An 18,198-nucleotide genomic window follows, 5' to 3' on the forward strand; every position below is an offset into this window, starting at 1 on the left:
CGCGCCACCGCCCGGACCACCGGGGCCGCGATTGCCGGCTGCAGGGCCGCGATTCCCGCCCGGGCCCGCCGGACGGCCGCCACTCGGGCGTCCGGCAGGACGCGCAGCGCCATACGGGCTGAACCCCGGGTTGGCATGATCGGACGGAAAGATCGGCGCGTTGCCCGGGTGACCATAGGGATGCTTGCGCTGTCCCTGGCCTTGACCCTGCGATTGACCCTGACCGCCTGCGCCGCCGCGGCCCTGGCCGCCGGCACCCGGACGCGCGCCGCCTGGACCCTTCTTGGCATACGGACGTGCCTGGCCGGTGCTGTTGCCCCCCGGGCCGGCGTTGCGGTGGCCGCTCGGGCCGGTGCTCACGCCATCGGGCACGTACCAGCTGCGGAATGCCGCCGGGTTGCCATCGGGCAGCGAGCGATCGCCCTTGGCCGGGCCGCGCTGCTTGAACGGGCGTTGCTGCGACTGCTTGGCCGCCGCTTCGCCGCTGACGGTCAGGCCGCCCTTGAACCCGCCAGGCTTGCCACGGCCGCCGCGGCCGCGATCTTCGCGCAGGTTGTCGAAGCGACGCAGCTCACGGCCTTCGTCGGCGCCGGACGTCTGGCCGTTGACGTAGGCATTGCTGCGGCCATCGCGCGAGACGTGCACGGTGGACTTGGCGGCGCGGCGCTGGCCGATCACCGGCTGCAGGGTCAGCGCCGACGGCGCGCCTTCTTCCAGCTTGAGTTCGGCGCGCAGGCTTTCCACCTTCTCCTGCGCCACTTCCACCGACTGACCACGCAGCAGTTCGCGCGGCAGCGAGATCTTGCCGTAGCGGCTGCGCTTGAGGCGGCTGACCTGGCAGCCCTGCGATTCCCACAGGCGGCGCACTTCGCGGTTGCGGCCTTCCTTGACGACCACGCGGAACCAGTCGTGCGAGTCGGTGCCGCCGATGCGCTCGATCTCGTCGAACTTGGCGCCGCCGTCTTCCAGCAACACACCGCGCGACAGCCGCTCGATGATGGCGTCGGAGACGGTCTCTTCGCCTTCCGGGGCGCGCACGCGCACCACGTACTCGCGCTCGACCTCGTAGGAGGGGTGCATCATCGCGTTGGCCAGCTCACCGTCGGTGGTCAGCAGCAACAGGCCGGTGGTGTTGATGTCCAGGCGGCCGATGGCGATCCAGCGCGAGCCCTTCAGTGCCGGCAGCGACTCGAACACGGTCGGGCGGCCTTCGGGATCTTCGCGCGTGGTCACTTCGCCTTCGGGCTTGTTGTAGATCAGCACGCGCGACGGTTCGGTCAGCGCGCTGGCCACGAAGCTGCGGCCGTCCAGTTCGATCTTGTCGCCGCTGCGCACCGACATGCCGGTCTGCGCGACGGCGCCATTGACCTTGATCAGGCCATCGGCAATGCGCTGCTCCAGCGCGCGGCGCGAGCCCAGGCCGGCCTGGGCCAGCACCTTGTGCAGGCGCTCTTCCAGCTTGGGCGCTTCGGGCGCGCTGTCGCGCTTGAGGGAAAGCTTGTTCAACGACAGCTTGCGGGGGGTGTCACTCATGTGTCTGGCTCCGGCCGCCGCGTTGCGGGTCGGCCTCTGGGTCGGAATCGGCTTCGTCAACAGCCACGGTCGTCGTCGCGACGGCGTTGTCTTCGTCTTCGTTCACTGCATCCGCGCGCGTTCCCGGCGCGGTGTCGGGGTCGCCCTCGCGGGCGTCATCTGGGTGGTGCGTATCCTGGTCCTGCACCGGGGCATGCCCGGGGTGTTGCGGTGTCTGCGCGCCCGTCACGTCGGCATCGTCCATGTCGATGGCGTCGTGAAGAGCGTGGTGTTGCTGGTCGACCCCGGCATCGCTGGCCGTTGCCGGCGCGTGCTGGTCGGCAACGGTGTCGATGTCTGTTTCGGGATCGCGCCCGGCATTGGCCTGATGATCGGTCGCTGCCTGGGAACGGCTGTCCTGGCTTGCCACCGCGGCGGTCACGGGCGCTTCCAGATCCTCCTGCGTCGCGCTGATGTCGCTGTCATCGGCCGCGGCGTCAGCGGTGGTGGCGTCTGCATCAGCGCCATCAACGTCGGCGCCGTCAGCAGTTGCATCCGCATCGGCGCCTTCAGCGCCAGCCGCATCGGCATCTGCCTGATCCTGTGCGGTCTGCATCGCTGCCGACGCCGGCACGGCGCCATCCAGTTGCCCGTCGCGGTCCAGCGGCAGCTGCGGTTCCAGCTCGGCGATGTCCTTCAACTCAGACAATGGCGGCAGCTCGTCCAATCGCTTGAGCCCGAAGTAATCCAGAAAGCCCTTGGTGGTACCGAACAGGGCGGGCTTGCCCGGGACATCGCGGTGGCCGACCACGCGGATCCACTCGCGTTCTTCCAGCGCCTGGATGATGTTGCTGCTGACTGCCACGCCGCGCACCTGCTCGATCTCGCCGCGGGTGATCGGCTGGCGGTAGGCAATCAAGGCCAACGTTTCCAGCGTTGCGCGGGTGTACTTGGTGCGGCGCTCGGTCCACAGCCGTGCCACCCAACCATGCACCTCGGCCTTGACCTGGAAGCGGAAGCCCGAGGCCACCTCGACCAGTTCCACGCCGCGCTCGGCGCAGCCCTCGCGCAGCAGTTCCAGCGCGCGCTCCACGCTGCCGGGCGGCGCGGGTTCTTCTTCCGGAAACAAACCCTGCAATTGCGCCAGCGTCAGCGGCTGGCTGCTCGCCAGCAGGGCGGCTTCGATGATGCGGGTGATCAGCGCTTGATCCATTCGGTGATCGGCTTCAGATAGGTTCGTTGGCAGCATCGCTGTCATCGAATTCGCTGGAGAATTGCAGCGGCGCGTTGGTATTTCCCAACGCCAGCGACTTCACGTAGATCGGCGCCAGTGGCGCTTCCTGCACGATGTCCAGCAACTGCTCCTTGGCCAATTCGAGCAGCGCCAGGAAGGTGACCAGTACACCGAGCTTGCCTTCCTCGGCAGTGAACAGCGACTCGAAGCGATAGAACCTGCCGTCGTCCAGGCGGCTCAGCACATCGCCCATGCGCTGGCGCACGCTCAGCGCCTCGCGCTTGATCGCATGGCCGGTAAACAGCTCGGCGCGCTTGAGCACGTCGTACAGCGCCATCAGCATTTCTTTCAGTTCCACCGGCGGCGGCAGCTTGACCGCCGCGCGCTCGGGCAGATGCGCCTGCACCGGCGCGCTGTCGCGACCCATGCGGGGCAGGGTGTCCAGATCCTCGGCGGCCTGCTTGAAGCGCTCGTATTCCTGCAGGCGGCGTACCAGCTCGGCGCGCGGATCTTCTTCTTCGCCATCCTGGCTCGGCGGGCGCGGCAACAACATGCGCGACTTGATCTCGGCCAGGATCGCGGCCATCACCAGATATTCGGCGGCCAGTTCGAAGCGCAGCTCCTGCATCACATTGATGTAGTCCACGTACTGCCGGGTGATCTCGGCCACGGGTATATCCAGAATATCCAGGTTCTGGCGCCGGATCAGGTACAGCAGCAGGTCCAGCGGGCCTTCGAAGGCATCCAGGATGACTTCCAGCGCGTCTGGCGGGATATACAGATCCTGCGGGATCTGCAGCACCGGCTGCCCATGCACCACCGCCAGCGGCATTTCCTGCTGCTGTGGCGGCGCGCTCGTGGCTGGCGGAGTCGCGACGTGCGCGAGTTCGGAATTCATCAGGTCGACATCGGGTCTTACGGTCGCCGGCCACGGTCTGAAGCCGCGCCTGCAGGGCTTTGCCTTGAGTTATTACGATCAATGTCGTGCCTGGGCCGGCACGATCCTACAAATCCACATATAACGTGCGCCGCGTGGCATGCGGCGACGGAACAGCGAGGAGGTCATCTACGCGAGCCGGCGGTGGGCAGCGAATCGCTCGTCGAGTGTGGCGTGGGGCCTGGGCCGACGGGCCGCTGCGTCCGGTTGCGTGTGCAGTGGTGCCAAGGGTAATGCGTGCGCGGGGGCGGTGTCCAGCACTGACGCGGCTAGAATCGGGCGGTGATCTTCAAGTTCTGGCGAGGTGGCGTGTGTGGTACGTAATCGAGGGGTATGACCGGGCCGACGCCCTGGCGGCGCGGCAGCAGGCGCGACCGGCGCATCTGGCGCGCCTGCAGGCCTTGGCGGCAGCGGGCCGCTTGCTGGTGGCGGGCCCATGCCCGGCCATCGACGCCGAGGATCCCGGTCCGGCCGGCTTCAGCGGCAGTGTGGTGATTGCCGAGTTCGACGCGCTGGAGGATGCGCGCGCATGGGCCGACGCCGACCCGTACGTGGAGGCCGGCGTGTACGTGCGCACGGAGGTCCGCCCGTTCCGGCGGGTGTTGCCATGAGCCGGGCCGAGCGAATCCGCGCGGCGGTGCAGGCGGCGCTGGCGCCAACCGAGCTGGAGGTGGTGGATGACAGTCACCGCCACGCAGGCCATGCCGGCGCACGCGACGGGCGCGGGCACTTCAATGTGCGCGTGGTCAGTGCTGCCTTCGCCGGCAAGCCGCCGCTCGCGCGCCACCGCGCGGTATACGCGGCCGTCGGCGAGATGATGCAGACCGATATCCATGCCTTGTCGATCGAGGCATTGGCGCCGGGGGAGGCCGGCTAGCCGGAGCGACCAGGCCGCGTCGTGCAGGAGCGCACCCGGGCGCGACGGGGCTTTATCGGTAACGCTCTGTCGCGCCCGGGTGCGCTCCGACGGGCGCGGCAGTGCCCGGGTGGACGACCCAGCCATGACGCCTGGCAGCACCTCCATTGCATAGCCGTAGCGCACCTGAGCGCGGCTGCGTTGCCGGGCGCTGGCCCATCACGCACTGTTTCTGCGGACTCCTTGCGAGGCACCACATGATAGAGAGTCAGCCCCTGGTAGCCACGCTGGCGCGCCGCTGTCATGAACGTCGCCCGCGCGCCGTCAGCAGCCCGACACGCCTTGCCGAGTGGTCATGCCCGCGCCGGTCACACCGCGGAGATAAGTGCCAACCGTGATCCGCGTTGTGCTTCGTTTGTGGACACATGGGCACGTATTTGTTGCGCCGCAGCACATTGCTTCACGTATTCATCACTTGCAGATGCTTGATCTGTAAGCGGTTTCACACGCGTGAAGACAGGGGTTTACGCACGCTTATGAAAACGCTTACAGTCCGCGCCAGTTTTGGAAAGCCGGTCGCGGAGGGCGACACGCATGGCCAAGGGTGCGGTCACCATCAAAGATGTTGCACGGGAAGCACAGGTGTCCGTGGCGACGGTGTCGCGCGCGCTCAACGGGCACGACAACGTGGCCGGGCCGGTGCGCCAGCACGTCATGGAGGTCGCCGAACGGCTGCGCTACAGCCCGCACGCTGCTGCGCGCAGCCTGAGCAGCCGGCGCTCCCAGACCCTGGGCGTGGTGCTGCCGGACCTGTATGGCGAATTCTTTTCCGAGTTGATCCGTGGCATCGATGGCGCCGCCCGCGCCGCCGGCCAGCACCTGCTGGTGTCCAGCTATCACGGAGATCCGGAGGCCCAGGGCAGGGCGCTGCGCTCGATGCGGGGCCGGGTGGATGGCTTGCTGGTGCTCTCGCCGTATGCCGAGCAGCCCGGTTTCCTGACCGACAACCTGCCGCAGTCGCTGCCCACGGTGCTGATCAATGCCCACCTGCCCGGAGCCGGCTATCCGGTGCTGAGCATCGACGACCACGCCGGTGCCATGGCGATGACCGAGCACCTGTTGGGGGCCGGACACCGGCGCATCGCCTTCATCGGCGGGCCGGCGCTCAATTTCGATGCGCGTGAGCGCCTGCGCGGGTTTCGTGACGCGATGGCCGCACACGGTGAGCAGGCGCAGGGCATCGAATATGCCGGCGACTTCGACGAAGCCTCCGGCCACCGCGCCGGGCTGGCCATGCTGGCCGCCGGCCCCCTGCCCGATGCGGTGTTCGCGGCCAACGACATGACCGCGCTGGGCTGCCTCTACGCGTTTGCGCAGGCCGATATCCGGGTTCCGGACGATGTTGCGCTGGCCGGTTTCGACGACATCCCGCTGGCGCGTTTCGTGCACCCGGCGCTGACCACGATGCGGGTCAGCATCGCGCGCCTGGGTGAGCAGGCAATGACCCGCCTGATGCGGCTGGTCGAGACCCCCGGCGGTGACGACGGCCTGCGCCAACTGCTGCGGCCCGAGCTGGTGATCCGTGCGTCCTGCGGTGCCGGCGACGCCGGCGGCTGACCTTTTCGCGGACGTCCTGTCCGCTCCCGCTGCCCCCGCAGCGGTCGTTCCTGCAAGACCGCAACGCCACAACAACAATCTGTACCGATCCCTGGAGGGACCAATGCGCCACCACCACTCCCATACCGCGCGCCCGGCGCGCAAGCTGCTCAGCTGCGCCCTGGCCAGCTGCCTGCTGCTGGGCGCCGCGCCTGCATTTGCGCAGAGCACCGCGGCGACCATTCGCGGCCAGGTCACCGTCGACGCTGCACCTGCGGCGCAGGCCCAGGTCACCGCGACCAATCTCGCCACCGGACTGACCCGGACCGTGCAGGTCGGCAACGGCGGTTACTCGGTCGGTGGCCTGCCCCCGGGCTCCTATCGCATCGACGTCACCGCCAACGGCCAGACCAGCTCGCAGAACGTGACGGTGCAGGTCGGCCAGACGGCCACCCTGAACCTGGGCGTCGGCGGCGAGCCGGCCACGGCGGCCGGTGGTAACGCCACCACGCTGGATGCGGTGCAGGTCAAGGCGCCACCGGTGCTGGTGGAAACCCGTACCTCCGAAAACGCCACCTACATCTCCAACGTGCAGATCCAGAACCTGCCGCGTGCCACGCGCAACTTCCTGGAACTGGCCGACACCGTGCCGAACGTGCAGTTCACCCGCGACGCCAACGGCACCACCAAGGTGCGCTCGGGCGCCACCTCGGCCGAGGGCACCAACGTCTATATCGACGGTGTCAGCCAGAAGAACTACGTGTTGACCGGCGGCGTGAGCGGCCAGGATTCCAGCCGCGGCAACCCGTTCCCGCAGTCGGCGATCGGCGAATACAAGGTCATCACCTCCAACTACAAGGCCGAGTTCGATCAGGTCAGCGGCGCGGCCATCGTGGCCTCGTCCAAGTCGGGCACCAACGATTTCCATGGCAGCTTCTTCTGGGATACCAGCAACGACGGCTGGCGCGAGGAGAGCCCGCTGGAGAAGAAGGCCGGCGTGCGCGACGACTTCGAGGAAACCCAGTACGGCGCCACCTTCAGCGGCCCGATCCTCCAGGACAAGGCGCATTTCTTCATCGCCTATGAAGCCAAGGAATACACCACGCCGAACGTGGTGATCCCCGGCTCGATCTATTCCGACCGTATCGACCAGCTGCCGGCGCAGCTGCAGCCGCTGGTGGCCACCTACAGCACGCCGTTCAAGGAAGACCTGTACTTCGGCAAGATCGACTGGACCATCGGCGAGAACAACCTGTTCGAGCTGACCGGCAAGTACCGCAAGGAAGACGAGCTCAACGACGTCGGCCGCACTTCGACCTACGAGCACGGCAGCGTCAACGGCCAGGAAGAAAAGCGCGCCAACCTGCGCTGGCAGTACAGCGGCGCCAATTTCCTCAACGAAGCCAACCTGAGCTACGAAAGCGCGTTCTGGAACCAGGCGCCGCTCAACGACGGCACCGGCTACGTGCTGAGCTACGTGCCGGTGCGCGGGATCGAGGACGAAGTCCTGTCTGCCGGCGCCGGCAGCAGCTTCCAGCGCAAGGGCCAGAAGGGCTGGACCTTCCAGGACGACCTGACCTTGAACAGCCTGGAATGGCATGGCGCCCACACCATCAAGATGGGCGTGAAGTTCAAGAGCATCGATCTGGACTCGACCCAGTTCAATCCGGCCAACCCGCAGTACTACTACAACATCCTCACCGACGTGCAGACGCCGTACCGCGTGCGCTTCGGCGCGCCGCTGGTGGAAGGTGGCGGGTCGGTGGTGTCCAAGAACAAGCAATACGGCATCTACCTGCAGGACGATTGGGAGGTCAACGAGCACTGGACTTTGAACCTGGGCGTGCGCTACGACTACGAAGAAACCCCGGCCTTCCTGGACTTCGTCACCCCGACGGATGTGGCCGGTGCGCTGCAGAACTGGCCCAACCTGCAAAACGCCAACTACAACATCAACAACTTCATCAGCACCGGCAACAACCGCAAGGCCTTCAAGGATGCCTGGCAGCCGCGCCTGGGCGCGTCCTACGACCTGTTCGGCGACCAGGCCCACGTGATCTATGGCGGTGCCGGCCGTGCCTACGACCGCAACATCTTCGACTACCTGGCCTTGGAACAGCTCAACAACTCGTTCAAGTCGTATAGCTACTACTTCACCAGCGCCAACAACGGTGCGTGCCTGGGCGACCCGTGCACGGCGTGGAATCCGGCCTACAGCACCCAGCAAGGGCTCGATGCGCTGGCGGCCACCAGTGCCGGCGGCGGCGGGCGCGAGATCTACCTGATCGACAACAACATCAAGACCCCGTACTCCGACCAATTCAGCATCGGCATGCGCAACATGGTGCCGCTGTGGGGCCAGGACTGGTTCACCGATGTCACCCTGAGTCGCATCGAAAGCCACGACGGCTTTGCCTTCCTGCGCGGCAACCGTCTGCCCGACGGTTCGTTCTTCCAGCCGGGCACCACCTCGGGCGTGCCGACCGACGGCCCGGATGGCTACAGCGCCATCGTGCTGGGCACTAATGGCGTGGAGACCCGCAACAACCAGCTCGCGCTGCAGATCGAAAAGCCGTTCGACGAAGACTCCGGTTGGGGCCTGACCGTGGCCTATACCTATTCCGATGCCAAGGAGAACCGCCAGTTCGGCGAGCACTACGCGCTGGACCGCGAACGTATCCAGGATTACGGCTGGCGTGAAGCCGGCGGCATTCCCAAGAACCGCCTGGTGGTCACCGGCATCTATGAGTTGCCGTACGAGATCAAGCTGTCCGGCAAGCTGTCGCTGGCCAGCCAGACTGCGCGCTACGGCCAGAATTGCCTTGCCGGCAACGATCAATGCGACATCATCCAGTTCAAGCCGGACGGCACGCTGGGCTACAAGGAGTTCAGCATTGCGGCCAACAAGCAATGGGATACCGGCGCAGGTGTCAAATTCAACGTGCGTGCGGATATCCTCAACGTGTTCAATTGGGTGAACTACGCCAACTTTAACGGCGACACCGGGACACTGGCTGACTTGAACACGGCTTACGGCACACCGACCGGTGTGCTGGCGTCGCCGATGCGTACTTTCCGTCTGGCCTTCGGTCTGGACTGGTAAGGTCCTCGACCGCCCCGGCACACTGCCGGGGCGGTCGAACTCGGCGCTTGGATAGGGTAGGTTGGCGTGCGAGATGTAATCGATTACACGAGCGGGGGGCGGATGGACAGGGGCAACACGTCGCGTTGGTTGACGATTTCACTATTGCTGGGCGCGCTGCTGCTGGCGTCCTGTAAACAGGCCGAGGAACCCAAGGTGGCCGAAAAGAAGGCGCCGGTGAAAGTCATCCTGATCGAGGCGCAGTTGCCGCCCAAACCGGTCAAGCCGCCGCTGCCGCCGCTGTTCTCGGACATCGAACGCCGCACGTTCCAGTTCTTCTGGGACACCACCAATGAACTCAACGGACTGTCCCCGGACCGGTTTCCGTCGCGTCCGTTTGCCAGCATCGCCTCGGTCGGGTTCGCGCTGACCGCGTATCCGATCGGCATCGAGAACGGCTGGGTCAGCCGCAATCAGGCGATCGACCGCACCCTGACCACCCTGAAATTCTTCCGCGACGCGCCGATGGGGCCGCAGCGGACCGGTCGGGCCGGGTACAAGGGCTTCTACTACCACTTTCTCGACATGCAGCAGGGCAACCGCTACGACAGCTGGGTCGAACTGTCGAGCGTGGACACCGCACTGCTGATGATGGGCGTGTTGTTCACCCAGTCGTATTACGACGGCGAGGACCCGCGCGAAAAAGAAATCCGCCAGATTGCCGATACGCTCTACAAGCGCGTGGACTGGCGCTGGCTGCAGCAGCGTGCGCCGCTGATCTCGATGGGCTGGTTCCCCGAGAGCGGCTTCATCGACCACGACTGGATGGGCTACAACGAGGCGATGATGCTGTACATCCTCGCGCTGGGCTCGCCCACGCACGGCGTCGACCCGGAAGCGTGGACCAGCTGGACCCGCACCTACAACAACGACTGGGGCGTGTACCAGGGCCAGGAATACCTGTCCTTCGGCCCGCTGTTCGGCCACCAGTACAGCCATGTCTGGATCGACTTCCGCGATATCCAGGACCAGTACATGCGCGAACGCGGCATCGACTATTTCCTCAACAGCCGCCGCGCCACCCTGGCCCAGCGCGACTACGCCATCGACAACCCGATGAAGTGGAAGGACTACGGCGAGAACGTCTGGGGCCTGACCGCCGGCGACGGCCCGCAGAACACCAGCCAGGAATACCGCGGCGAGCAGCGCCAGTTCCGCCATTACTCCTCGCGCGGCGCCGGCCTGCGCGAGAACTTCGACGACGGCACCATCGTGCCGTCGGCGGCGATCTCCTCGATCGTGTTCGCCCCGGAAGTGGTGATCCCGGCCACCGAGGAAATGCACAAGCGCTACGGCAACTTCCTGTATTCCAGTTACGGGTTCCTGGACTCGTTCAACCCCAGCTTCAATTACGACATTCCGCTCAAGACCGGGCGCATGGTGCCGGACCGCGGCTGGGTGGCCAGCGATTACATCGCCATCGACCAGGGCCCGATCCTGGCGATGATTGCCAACTACCAGAACGAATTCGTCTGGACGGTGATGAAAAAGAACTCCTACATCCGCGCTGGTCTGGAACGCGCCGGCTTCACCGGTGGCTGGCTCACGCCCGAGGGTGAGCCGCAGCCGTTGCCGCAGAAGGACGAGCAAAAGGCAGCTGCCCGCTCGCTGGGCATGGCCGAATCGCGTGCCGCCGCCGCCCAGGCCCAGCAAGACCCTTCGCAACGCCAAAAACCCGAGTAATCCGTGCGCCTTTTGAAACTGTTGATGTTGGCCGCCGCCTTGTGTGCAGGTGCGGCGGGATGTAATCGCTCCGACCCTGCCAAGACCACCGTGCGCTTCTGGGCCATGGGCAAGGAAGCCGAAGTGGTCGCCGAGCTGGTGGCCGACTTCGAAAAGCAGAACCCGGACATCCACGTCGATGTGCAAAACATCCCGATGACCGCGGCGCACGAAAAACTGCTCACCGCCTTCGCCGCCGACGGCTTGCCGGACGTGTGCCAGCTCGGCAACACCTGGCTGCCGGAATTTGCGCTGCTCGACACGCTGGAGCCGATGCAGCCGTATGTGGCGCGCTCGACGATCGTCGACCCGGCCGACTACTTTCCCGGCGTGTGGGACACCAACGTGGTCGATGGCACGCTGTACGGGGTGCCGTGGTATGTGGACACGCGCCTGCTGTTCTATCGCAAAGATCTGCTGCGCGAGGCCGGCTATAGCGAAATGCCCAAGACCTGGGCGGAGATGGAACAGGTGATGGCGGCGATCAAGCGCAAGGTCGGCCCCGACCGCTACGCCATCCTGATGCCGCTCAACGAGTTCGAGCAGCAGCTGTCGTTCGCGCTGCAGCAGGACGACCGCCTGCTGCGCGACCACGACAACTACGGCAACTTCCGCGGCGCCGGTTTCCGCAAGGCGCTTGGCTTCTACGACGGCATGTACCAGAAGGGCTGGGCGCCGAAGGTCTCCGAGACCCAGGTGTCCAACGTCTGGTACGAATTCTTCAATGGCTACTACGCGTTCTACCTGTCCGGGCCCTGGAACGTGCGCGAGTTCAAGCTGCGCCAGCCGCCGGGCATGGAAGGCAAGTGGGGCACCGCTGCATTGCCTGGGCCGAACGGCCTGGGTGCGGGCATTGCCGGCGGCTCCAGCCTCGTGATCTTCAAGTCGTCCCAGCACAAGGACGCCGGCTGGAAGCTGATCGAATACCTCTCCCAGCCCACGGTGCAGGCGCGTTTCCACGCCATCATCGGCGACCTGCCGCCGCGCCGCAGTACCTGGAAGTTGCCGTCGTTGGCCAACGACGAACTGGCGCATGCCTTCGGCGACCAGCTGGAGCGGGTCAAGGCCACGCCGAAGGTGCTGGAGTGGGAGCGCATCGTGCAGGAAATGCGTCTGGTGACCGAGCGCGTGGTGCGCGGCGGTCAATCGCACGACGCCGCGGTGCAGGAACTGGATCAACGTGTGGACGAAATTCTGGCCAAGCGCCGCTGGATCTTCGAGCAGGAGGGCGGGCATGTCGGTCCGGCCGGTGAGACGGCCACACCCCCAGCAGCGCCGTCTGCAGAAATCGTCACGCCAGCCGCCGCCGCGGGCCAGGGAGCCGCACCATGATGAAACGCAATTCCGTCGCCGGCTGGGTGTTTGCCGCGCCGTCGATCATGGTGCTGGGCATGTTCTTCGGCGTGCCGGTGTTCGCCGCGCTGGTGCTCAGCGTCACCGACTTCGACCTGTACGCACTGGCCGACAGCAGCCATCTGCGCTTCGTCGGCCTGGGCAACTATGTCGAACTGCTGCAGACGCCGTTGTTCTGGAAGTCGCTCTGGAACACCACGTACTTCGTACTGCTGGGCGTGCCGATGTCGATCGGCGTCTCGCTCGGCGCCGCGCTCTTGCTCAATGCCAAGGCCTCGCGCTTCAAGGCCTTGTTCCGTACCGCCTTGTTCGCCCCGGTGGTGACCACCCTGGTGGCGGTGGCGGTGATCTGGCGTTACCTGTTCCACATCAAATACGGCCTGGTGAACTTCGGCCTCAGCCATCTGGGCATCGCCCCGATCGACTGGTTGGGCGACCCGCGCTGGGCCATGCCCACCATCATGCTGTTCGCGGTGTGGAAGAACTTCGGCTACAACATGGTGATCTTCCTGGCCGGGCTGCAGGCGATCCCGCAGGACCTGTACGAGGCCGCGCGCATCGACGGCGCCTCGCGCTGGAAGCAGTTCCTGCACATCACCTTGCCGATGCTCGGCCCGGTGCTGATGGTGGTTGGCGTGATCACCATTTCCGGCTATTTCCAGCTGTTTGCCGAACCCTACGTGATGACCCGCGGCGACCCACTGCAGAGCACCGTCAGCGTGCTGTATTTCATGTTCGAAGAAGGCTTCAAGTGGTGGAACCTCGGCCGCGCGTCGGCAGTGGCATTCCTGTTGTTCCTGATCATCCTGGCGGTGACCACCGTGATGTTGCGCTTTGGCCGCAAGAAGGACCTGATATGAGCCGTGATGTCGGCGAGTCGCGCTGGAATGCCGTGCTGATCAACGGCGGCCTGCTGGTGCTGGCCCTGATCAGCCTGGCGCCGCTGCTATGGATGCTGTCGGTGTCGTTCATGCCCACCGGCGAGGCCAGCCGGTTTCCGCCGCCGATGCTGCCCTCGGCGTTCACCACCGCCAACTACCACGAGCTGTTTGCGCGCACCGGCATGGCGCGCAACTTCGCCAACAGCCTGCTGGTGTCCGGGCTGATTACGCTGGGATCGCTGCTGATCAACACCATGGCCGGCTATGCGTTTGCCAAGCTGCAGTTTGTCGGCCGCGAGCGCATCTTCAAGATCCTGATGGCCGCGCTGGTAATCCCGGCGCAGGTGGCGATGCTGCCGCTGTTCCTGCTGATGAAGCAGCTGCACCTGGTCAACAACATCGGCGGGGTGGTGGTGCCGGCCTTGGCCACGGTGTTCGGCATCTTTCTGGTGCGCCAGTACGCGCGCAGCATTCCCGATGAATTGATCGAGGCCGCGCGCATCGATGGCGCCAGCGAGATGCGGATCTTCTTCCAGATCGTGCTGCCGATGCTCAAGCCGGTGCTGGTTACCCTGACCATCTTCACCTTCATGGGCTCGTGGAATGACTTCATGTGGCCGTTGATCGTGCTGACCGACCAGGAGCAATACACCTTGCCGGTGGCGCTGGCGGCGCTGTCGCGCGAGCACATCATGGACGTGGAACTGATGATGGCCGGTGCAGTGGTGACGGTGATTCCGGTACTGCTATTGTTCCTGGCGCTGCAGCGTTACTACATCCAAGGTCTTCTGCTGGGGAGTGTGAAGGGGTGAAACCAGTGTTCCTGCGACTGTGTGCCATGGCCGCTTTCGTCACGTCTGCGGGCGTGGCGCAGGCGCAGGAGCGCGTGCTCGACGGTTTCAACGACATCGGCGCGTGGCGCCTGGTGGTCTCCAACCAGGTCAGCGGTTCGCTGCGGCCGGTGGCCACCAGCTCGGGCGGGCATGCGCTGTGCCTGGACTACAACTTCAATGGCGTGTCCGGCTATGTCGGCATCCGTCGCAATTTGCCGATCACCTATCCGGACAACTACCGGATGTCGTTCGCGGTGCGCGGCGAGTCGCCCTCCAACGACCTGCAGCTCAAGCTCATCGATGCCAGCGGCGACAACGTGTGGTGGGTCAACCGGCCGGGCTTCACCTTCCCGAAAAACTGGACCACGTTCAACTACCGCAAGCGCAACATCGAAAAGGCCTGGGGCCCGGGTGCGGACAAGCAACTGCGCAGCAGCGCGGATGTGGAGTTCACCATCTACAACAAGGTGGGCGGCAAGGGCACGGTGTGCTTCGATCGGTTGGCCCTCACCCCGTTGCCGCCGGAAGACACCTCGCCGTTGAAGGCCGAGGCCATCACCGACACCGCGCCCGCGCTGGAACAACGCCTGGCCGACGGCAAGCCGGATACCTTCTGGCTCAGCGGCGCGGTCAAGCAGCAGACGGTCACGCTGGACCTGGGCAAGGTGCGCGAATTCGGCGGCGCCGTGGTGCAGTGGGTGCCCGGCCTGCAGGCTTCGCAATACGTGGTGCGTGCCTCGGCCGATGGGCGCAGCTGGCGCGACCTGCGCACCGTCAGCGCCGGTGCGGGTGGTACCGATTGGCTGGCGCTGCCCGATACCGAGGCGCGCTACCTGCGCTTCGACCTCAAGGACGGCCCCAACTGGCGCTACGGCATCAAGGAAGTGCAGCTGCAGCCGTTGGCATTCGCGGCAACGCCGAATGATTTCATCAAGTCGCTCGCCGCGCAGCTGCCGCGCGGCAGCTACCCGCGCGGGTTCTCCGGCGAGCAGCCGTACTGGACCATCATCGGCCTGGACGGCGGCACGGAGCAGGGCCTGATCGGCGAAGACGGTGCGGTGGAGGTGGGCAAGGGCGGTTTCAGCATCGAACCGTTCGTGGTCACCGGCGGCAAGCTGCTGCACTGGTCCGATGTGAGCAGCGAGCAGAGCCTGCAGGACGACTACCTGCCGATTCCCAGCGTCGACTGGCATCACGACCTGATGAATCTGCGTGTGACTGCCTTCGTGCAGGGCACTCCGGAGCAGGCGCAATTGGTTGCGCGTTACCAACTGCACAACACCGGCAAGGACGCGCGCGAGTTCACCCTGGCGCTCGCGGTGCGGCCGTTCCAGGTCAACCCGCCGGCGCAGTTCCTCAACACCCTGGGCGGCGTCAGCCGCATCGACCAGCTGGCGGTGGACGGTGGCCAGGTCAACGTCAATGGCAAGCCGCGCGTGTTCGCCGTGCAGCGGCCGGATGCCGGTTTTGCCAGTGCCTTCGACAGCGGCATGGATGTCAGCCACCTCACCGCGGCCACGCCGCCGACCATTACCCAGGTCAAGGACGAAACCGGCCTGGCCTCGGGCGTGTTGTTGTACCGCTGGAAGCTGGAACCGGGCCAACGGCGTGAAGTGGCGCTGGTGATCCCACAGACCGGCGCAGCGCAGCTGCCGGCCGGTTTCGATGCCGACACCGCGCAACAACAAGTGGCGCAGCAATGGCGCGGCAAGCTCGATCGCGTGCGCATCAGCGTGCCGGCCGAAGGCAAGCCGGTGGTCGATACGCTGCGTACCGCACTGGCGCACATGCTGATCTCGCGCATCGGCCCGCGTCTGCAGCCGGGCACGCGTTCGTACTCGCGCAGCTGGATCCGCGACGGCGCGATGATTTCCGAAGGGCTGCTGCGGCTGGGCCGCGAAGACGTGGTGCGCGACTATGTCGACTGGTTTGCGCCGTTCCAGTTCGCCGACGGCATGGTGCCGTGCTGCGTGGATGACCGCGGCAGCGACCCGGTGCCGGAAAACGACAGCCATGGCGAGCTGATCTACAACATCGCCGAGTATTACCGCTACACCGGCGACAAGGCGTTCCTGGAAAAGATGTGGCCGCACGTCACCGGCGCCTACGACTATATGGAAAAACTGCGCGCCAGCGAACGCACCGAAGATAACTTCATGCGCAACCCGGCCTTCTACGGAATGATGCCGGTGTCGATCAGCCACGAAGGCTATTCGGCCAAGCCGGTGCATTCGTACTGGGACAATTTCTGGGCGCTGCGCGGCTACAAGGACGCCGCCATGCTGGCTGGCGCGCTCGACAAGCCGGAGGACGCCGCCCGGTTCGGTGCCGCACGCGATGAATTCAGTGGCGACCTGATCGCCTCGCTCGGTGCCGCGGTGCGCCAGCACAACCTCGATTTCCTGCCCGGCTCGGCCGAACTCGGTGATTTCGACGCCACCTCCACCACCATCGCGCTCACGCCGGGGGGCGAGCAGCAGCGCCTGCCGCAGGAATTGTTGAACAACACCTTCGAGCGCTACTGGAAGGAGTTCTCCGACCGCCGCGACAGCAAGCGCGAGTGGAAGGACTACACCCCATACGAATGGCGCAACGTCGCCGCCTTCGTGCGGCTGGGCTGGCGCGAGCGCGCCTGGGATGCGACGGCATTCTTCTTCAAGGATCGCGCGCCGCAGCCCTGGAACCAGTGGGCCGAAGTGGTCTCGCGCACTCCGCGCACGCCGTTCTTCGTCGGCGACCTGCCGCATGCCTGGGTGGCGTCGGATTTCGTCCGCTCGGTGCTGGACATGTTTGCCTACACCCGCGAATCCGACCAGAGCATCGTGATCGCCGCCGGCACCCCGACGCGCTGGTTCGAAGGCAAGGGCATCGGCATTGCCGAACTGCGTACGCCGTATGGCCGCCTCAACTACAGCCTGCAGCGCAGCGAAAAACAGCTGCAATTGCAGCTGCAACCCGGCTTGCTGATGCCGCCGGGCGGTGTGGTGTTTGCGTGGCCATACCAGGGCGAACCGGGCAAGGCCAGCGTCAACGGCGAATCGGTCGAGTGGCAGAACGGCGAGCTGCGCATCCAGCAGCTGCCGGCCACAGTGCAGATCGATGTGCCCGGCGCGGTGCGGCGGGCCGAGAAGGCCGCGCAATGACGCTCGTGCCTTGTCCGCGACGGGCAGGGCAGTGGCGCCACCGCAGCCTGATGCTGGCCTCGGTGGCGCTGTTGGGGGCGTGCTCTGCGGCTGCCCAGGCCGGGCCGGCGGAAGTGCGGCTGGAGACTGATCAAGCGAAGCCGCATGGCGCGGCCGCGGTGGTTGCCGGATCAGGGCCGGCGACTGCCGCCACCGCGCAGGCGCGCGAGATGACCCTGGTCACGCTCAACCTGCATCACGACCGCGAGGACTGGCCAGGCCGTCGCGCGCATATCGCCAAGGAACTCAGGCAGCTGGCGCCGGACGTGATCGCACTGCAGGAGGTCATCGAGCGGCGCGGCAGCGTGGAAAACCAGGCCATTTGGCTGGCGCGGAAGCTTGGGTACCAGGTCATCTTCGTCTCGGTCGATCCTGTGGGTGCGCCCAAGCGCTACGGCAATGCGCTGCTGACCCGGCGCAGGGTGCTGGCGCGCCACGAGCGCCTGCTGCAGCCGCTGGACGACTATCGGGTTGCCGCGCATCTGCAGATCGACGTCGACGGCCAGCCGGTCAACGTCTACGTCACCCATCTCAACGAACGTGCCGATGCGCGCGGCACCGCCACACGCACGCGCCAGGTCGGCGATCTGCTGGAGTTTGTTTCCTCCACCAGTGCACAGGCGCCGGTGGTGATTGCCGGTGACTTCAACACCGCCGCCGATGCACTGGACCTGCAAGCGCTACGCAAGGGGTATGGCGACAGCTACGGCAGCGTGCATCGCACCAGCGATGTCATGGTCAGCACCTTGAACATGCACATCTTCGACAAGCCGGCGCGCATCGATCACGTGTTCTTCCAGCAGAACCGTCTGCTCGCCCGCGAAGCCCGCATCCTGTTCGATACGCCCTACGCCGAAGGTCGCTGGGCATCGGACCACTATGGCGTCTGGGTACGCTTGCAGCTCGCGCCACCGGCCCAGCCCGCACCGAGCGACCGAATGCCGTAGGAG

General features: G+C 65.8%; 13 protein-coding genes. 10 read left to right on the top strand and 3 right to left on the bottom strand.

The features are described from left to right. From OZ10_RS12320 to OZ10_RS12330, 3 genes are all read right to left on the bottom strand, one after another. A partial coding sequence (locus OZ10_RS12320; protein WP_039565144.1) for a pseudouridine synthase occupies positions 1-1,533 on the bottom strand: 1,533 nt, incomplete at its 3' end. Then, the gene (gene scpB / locus OZ10_RS12325; RefSeq protein ID WP_039412625.1) at positions 1,526-2,725 is read right to left on the bottom strand and encodes an SMC-Scp complex subunit ScpB; all 1,200 of its coding nucleotides are present in this window, start codon (positions 2,723-2,725) and stop codon (positions 1,526-1,528) included. The genes scpB and OZ10_RS12320, both read right to left, overlap by 8 nt. A gap of 13 nt (positions 2,726-2,738) precedes the next feature. After that, a complete protein-coding gene (locus OZ10_RS12330) occupies positions 2,739-3,644 on the bottom strand; it encodes a segregation and condensation protein A (protein ID WP_039412622.1) in 906 nt (301 codons plus the stop codon). Between the two features lie 350 nt (positions 3,645-3,994). On the opposite strand from OZ10_RS12330, the gene OZ10_RS12335 reads away from it, so the two are divergent. The 10 genes from OZ10_RS12335 to OZ10_RS12380 all read left to right on the top strand — a co-directional run bounded on the left by OZ10_RS12335 (position 3,995) and on the right by OZ10_RS12380 (position 18,195). Continuing rightward, positions 3,995-4,294 (top strand): YciI family protein, encoded by a 300-nt coding sequence (locus OZ10_RS12335; protein WP_039412619.1) that lies wholly within the window; start codon positions 3,995-3,997, stop codon positions 4,292-4,294. Then, positions 4,291-4,560 (top strand): BolA family protein, encoded by a 270-nt coding sequence (locus tag OZ10_RS12340; RefSeq protein ID WP_039565132.1) that lies wholly within the window; start codon positions 4,291-4,293, stop codon positions 4,558-4,560. Before OZ10_RS12335 ends, OZ10_RS12340 begins: the two co-directional genes overlap by 4 nt. Positions 4,561-5,133: 573 nt before the next feature. Beyond that, positions 5,134-6,156 (top strand): LacI family DNA-binding transcriptional regulator, encoded by a 1,023-nt coding sequence (locus OZ10_RS12345; RefSeq protein WP_039412611.1) that lies wholly within the window; start codon positions 5,134-5,136, stop codon positions 6,154-6,156. A gap of 103 nt (positions 6,157-6,259) precedes the next feature. Then, complete coding sequence (locus OZ10_RS12350) at positions 6,260-9,238, top strand: TonB-dependent receptor (RefSeq protein ID WP_039565135.1); 2,979 nt, start codon at positions 6,260-6,262, stop codon at positions 9,236-9,238. Between the two features lie 102 nt (positions 9,239-9,340). After that, complete coding sequence (locus tag OZ10_RS12355) at positions 9,341-10,960, top strand: glucoamylase family protein (RefSeq protein ID WP_039412606.1); 1,620 nt, start codon at positions 9,341-9,343, stop codon at positions 10,958-10,960. A 3-nt stretch (positions 10,961-10,963) separates the two neighbouring features. After that, a complete protein-coding gene (locus tag OZ10_RS12360) occupies positions 10,964-12,331 on the top strand; it encodes a sugar ABC transporter substrate-binding protein (RefSeq protein WP_039565136.1) in 1,368 nt (455 codons plus the stop codon). After that, the gene (locus OZ10_RS12365) at positions 12,328-13,212 is read left to right on the top strand and encodes a carbohydrate ABC transporter permease (RefSeq protein WP_081419495.1); all 885 of its coding nucleotides are present in this window, start codon (positions 12,328-12,330) and stop codon (positions 13,210-13,212) included. The genes OZ10_RS12360 and OZ10_RS12365 overlap by 4 nt, the downstream gene beginning before the upstream one ends. Continuing rightward, entirely contained in the window at positions 13,209-14,045 is an 837-nt protein-coding gene (locus tag OZ10_RS12370; RefSeq protein ID WP_039412596.1) for a carbohydrate ABC transporter permease, read from the top strand. The genes OZ10_RS12365 and OZ10_RS12370 overlap by 4 nt, the downstream gene beginning before the upstream one ends. Before the next feature lie 26 nt (positions 14,046-14,071). After that, complete coding sequence (locus OZ10_RS12375) at positions 14,072-17,209, top strand: discoidin domain-containing protein (protein WP_039565139.1); 3,138 nt, start codon at positions 14,072-14,074, stop codon at positions 17,207-17,209. 50 nt (positions 17,210-17,259) lie between these two features. Continuing rightward, on the top strand, positions 17,260-18,195 hold the full coding sequence (locus OZ10_RS12380; RefSeq protein WP_039565143.1) for an endonuclease/exonuclease/phosphatase family protein: 936 nt from the start codon (positions 17,260-17,262) through the stop codon (positions 18,193-18,195). Positions 18,196-18,198 lie beyond the last annotated feature (3 nt).

The sequence above is a fragment of the Xanthomonas cannabis pv. cannabis genome (genome assembly GCF_000802365.1).
Lineage (GTDB): Bacteria > Pseudomonadota > Gammaproteobacteria > Xanthomonadales > Xanthomonadaceae > Xanthomonas > Xanthomonas cannabis.

Coding starts and splice junctions, on each gene's coding strand:
- OZ10_RS12350 (WP_039565135.1), top strand. CDS start 6,260: ATGCGCCACCACCACTCCCATACCGCGCGCCCGGCGCGCAAGCTGCTC.
- OZ10_RS12370 (WP_039412596.1), top strand. CDS start 13,209: ATGAGCCGTGATGTCGGCGAGTCGCGCTGGAATGCCGTGCTGATCAAC.
- scpB (WP_039412625.1), bottom strand. CDS start 2,725: ATGGATCAAGCGCTGATCACCCGCATCATCGAAGCCGCCCTGCTGGCG.
- OZ10_RS12330 (WP_039412622.1), bottom strand. CDS start 3,644: ATGAATTCCGAACTCGCGCACGTCGCGACTCCGCCAGCCACGAGCGCG.
- OZ10_RS12340 (WP_039565132.1), top strand. CDS start 4,291: ATGAGCCGGGCCGAGCGAATCCGCGCGGCGGTGCAGGCGGCGCTGGCG.
- OZ10_RS12365 (WP_081419495.1), top strand. CDS start 12,328: ATGATGAAACGCAATTCCGTCGCCGGCTGGGTGTTTGCCGCGCCGTCG.
- OZ10_RS12380 (WP_039565143.1), top strand. CDS start 17,260: ATGCTGGCCTCGGTGGCGCTGTTGGGGGCGTGCTCTGCGGCTGCCCAG.
- OZ10_RS12345 (WP_039412611.1), top strand. CDS start 5,134: ATGGCCAAGGGTGCGGTCACCATCAAAGATGTTGCACGGGAAGCACAG.
- OZ10_RS12355 (WP_039412606.1), top strand. CDS start 9,341: ATGGACAGGGGCAACACGTCGCGTTGGTTGACGATTTCACTATTGCTG.
- OZ10_RS12375 (WP_039565139.1), top strand. CDS start 14,072: ATGGCCGCTTTCGTCACGTCTGCGGGCGTGGCGCAGGCGCAGGAGCGC.